Origin of the sequence: Sphingomonas sp. (assembly GCF_048595155.1) — a bacterium.
In the GTDB taxonomy this organism is placed as follows: Bacteria; Pseudomonadota; Alphaproteobacteria; order Sphingomonadales; family Sphingomonadaceae; genus Sphingomonas_I.
Genome location: NZ_JBMDXN010000053.1, coordinates 1 through 2,483 on the forward strand (window position 1 = coordinate 1; position 2,483 = coordinate 2,483).

Here is a 2,483-nt window from a genome sequence, read left to right on the forward strand (position 1 = left end):
ATTTAAATAATCCGTTCGTCCAATTCAAACTCAAGACTGAGGTTTCCGGTTCATTTTTCGAAATCAGTGACGGAGAGACTTCCCGGCAAGCTACGTCCGCAACTTGAAAATGGAAACAATTTGCGGCGGTGTTCGCCTTGACGGGATACGAACTGTTGGCCCCAACTTTTGTCCAAAGGTGACCGACCAGCAATGATACCCGGCTCTCGCGCGTTTATACCTCTGTGTACCTGTCAGGCCGCTTGTGACGAGAGAAAGGCCTTTAAGCGGTCGCTTTGCGGCGCGCGGAGCACCTCCTTCGGATCACCCTCTTCCGCCACCACGCCCTGGCTTAAAAACAATACCTTGCTGGAGACTTCGCGGGCGAAATTCATTTCATGGGTGACCACGATCATGGTGCGCCCCTCCTCCGCCAGGCTCCGCATGACGCGCAGCACTTCGCCAACAAGTTCGGGATCTAGCGCACTGGTCGGCTCGTCGAATAGGATGAGTTCCGGCTCCATGGCCAGCGCCCGGGCAATTGCCACGCGCTGTTGTTCACCGCCGGACAGAAACGCAGGATAGGAATCCCGCCTATGCGACAGCCCGACTTTGGCGAGATAGAAGTCAGCCCGCTCGCCGGCCTCTGACCGCGTCAGCCCTTTGACGCGGGTTGGGCCCAGCATGACGTTTTCACGCGCAGTCATATGCGCCCACAGATTGAATTGCTGGAAAACCATGGTTACGCGGGCACGATGGGCGCGAAGTTCGGCCTCGTCGATCACAATGAGATCGCCCGCCCGATCCTTGCGGCAGGCAAGCGGCGCCCCGTCCAGCGCGATCGTCCCGGACGTCGGCCGCTCCAGGAAATTCAGGCAGCGAAGAAAGGTACTCTTGCCGGATCCCGACGAACCAATCATCGAGATGACATCGCCTTTATTTGCCATCAGAGATACGCCCTTCAATACCTCAACGGCACCAAAGGACTTGTGGATGCTATTTGCGGAAAGCATGGTCGTCATGGGTCTACTCATGGGCTAAGGAGTGGGCCGTCCCGGAAGGGACGGGCGCCGGCGATCTTGCCGAGCCGTTTGTGGATTTCTGCAATCCGGGTGGCCGGTCGCGCATAGAAGACGCCGGATGTGCTGGCCCTGACAGGATGCAGATCGCCCGTTACGGGATCGATGATCTCGGCCACGACCTCGCCCTCGCGCACGCGGTGGCCGAGCGGCGCCGGATATGAGACAAGCCCCGCGATCGGTGCGACCAGGGCCTCCGAACCCGCAAGCGGTGTCGGCTCGCACGATAACGCCGGGATCGCCGAATGGCCAGCCAGCACGCCAACGTAGCGGAGATAGTCGACCAGAGCCGCTGCATCGTCTGCTGCGACCTTGCGGTCGACATCCATGCGTCCCCGCAGTTCTAGTGTGCAACTGGCGCAGCCCTGAGGGATGGGTTTGCCGGGAAAGGCCGCGGCGATTGCGCCCCAGGGCTTTGTCAGCGCCTCGTCGAACGGCTCACCGCCGGAGATGTCGGCGACCAGGATGGCGCGGCAGCGGGCGAAAGCTGCCAACGCAAGCACGCGCTCTAGAGAACTTGGCTGAGTATAGAGATGCACCTCGGCCTCGCCGTCGCAGTGCAGATCGATGACCACATCAGCAGGAAGAGCAAGCCGCATCAGCGCATGGCGCAGCCGGTCGCTCGGCGCGGCTGGTACGATCGTCTCAAGCGTCTGAAGCAGCGCCTGCCGGATCCGATCCGTATTCGACTGAGGATCATCAGTGAGCCTGTCAGCAACCAGCGTGATCGCCCGCGCAGTCAGATCCGGATAGTCACGGTTGAAGTTGCGGCCATCATAATGGTCAAAGCGGCCTTGCTGATCCCCATGCAGGAACTGCCCGAGTGCCAGCGGATTGGCCGCCGGCACGACGGTCACACGCCCGGCGAGCCTGCCCGCCCCCTCTTCTTCGATCAATCGATCGACGAGAAGCCGTGCAGCCAGCATGCCCGGTCCCTCATCAGCATGCAGTCCGCCCTGGACATAGACATGCGGACCGTCGTTGCCGCCGCCGAAACTGAACCAGGTCAGACGATGAATGGTGCCTGTTCCGCGTCCGGGAATATCGATGAAATGTTCATGCATGTATGGGTTCCGCAGCCACCACCTTAGTCGCGCTGGTGCATGGGTCAAGGTGGCGGAGATAGTGACGCTCCAGAAGGCGGAACGTCTGGGTGAGAATGATGGTGAGTGTCAGATAGAAGACGGCTGCCATACCGAAGCTTTCCGGCAGGACGAGGTAATTTGTGTAGACGTCGCGGGCAACGCGCAGGATCTCGACGATGGTCACTGTGCTGGCAAGGGCAGTGGCGTGCATCATCTGCACCACCTCGTTGCCATATTGGGGCAGAGCGCGGCGCCAGGCGCCCGGCCAGAAGACATCGCACAGAACCTGCAGTCGGGTGAGCCCGATCGCCCGAGCCGCCTCGATCTCTCCAGCGGGCGT

3 protein-coding genes are annotated in these 2,483 nt (G+C 60.9%); all 3 read right to left on the bottom strand.

Going from position 1 to position 2,483, the window contains the following annotated elements:
* Positions 1-233: 233 nt before the first annotated feature.
* On the bottom strand, positions 234-992 hold the full coding sequence (locus ACOJSI_RS08690; RefSeq protein WP_420137880.1) for an ABC transporter ATP-binding protein: 759 nt from the start codon (positions 990-992) through the stop codon (positions 234-236).
* A 17-nt stretch (positions 993-1,009) separates the two neighbouring features.
* Positions 1,010-2,122, bottom strand: coding sequence for a succinylglutamate desuccinylase/aspartoacylase family protein (locus tag ACOJSI_RS08695; RefSeq protein WP_420137878.1), 1,113 nt, complete (start codon positions 2,120-2,122; stop codon positions 1,010-1,012).
* On the bottom strand, positions 2,115-2,483 hold a 369-nt coding region (locus tag ACOJSI_RS08700), incomplete at its 5' end, for an ABC transporter permease subunit (protein WP_420137879.1). The genes ACOJSI_RS08700 and ACOJSI_RS08695, both read right to left, overlap by 8 nt.

Bases quoted from the DNA above. Each gene is read 5' to 3' on its own strand.
- ACOJSI_RS08690 (WP_420137880.1), bottom strand. From the start codon at position 992: ATGCTTTCCGCAAATAGCATCCACAAGTCCTTTGGTGCCGTTGAGGTA.
- ACOJSI_RS08695 (WP_420137878.1), bottom strand. From the start codon at position 2,122: ATGCATGAACATTTCATCGATATTCCCGGACGCGGAACAGGCACCATT.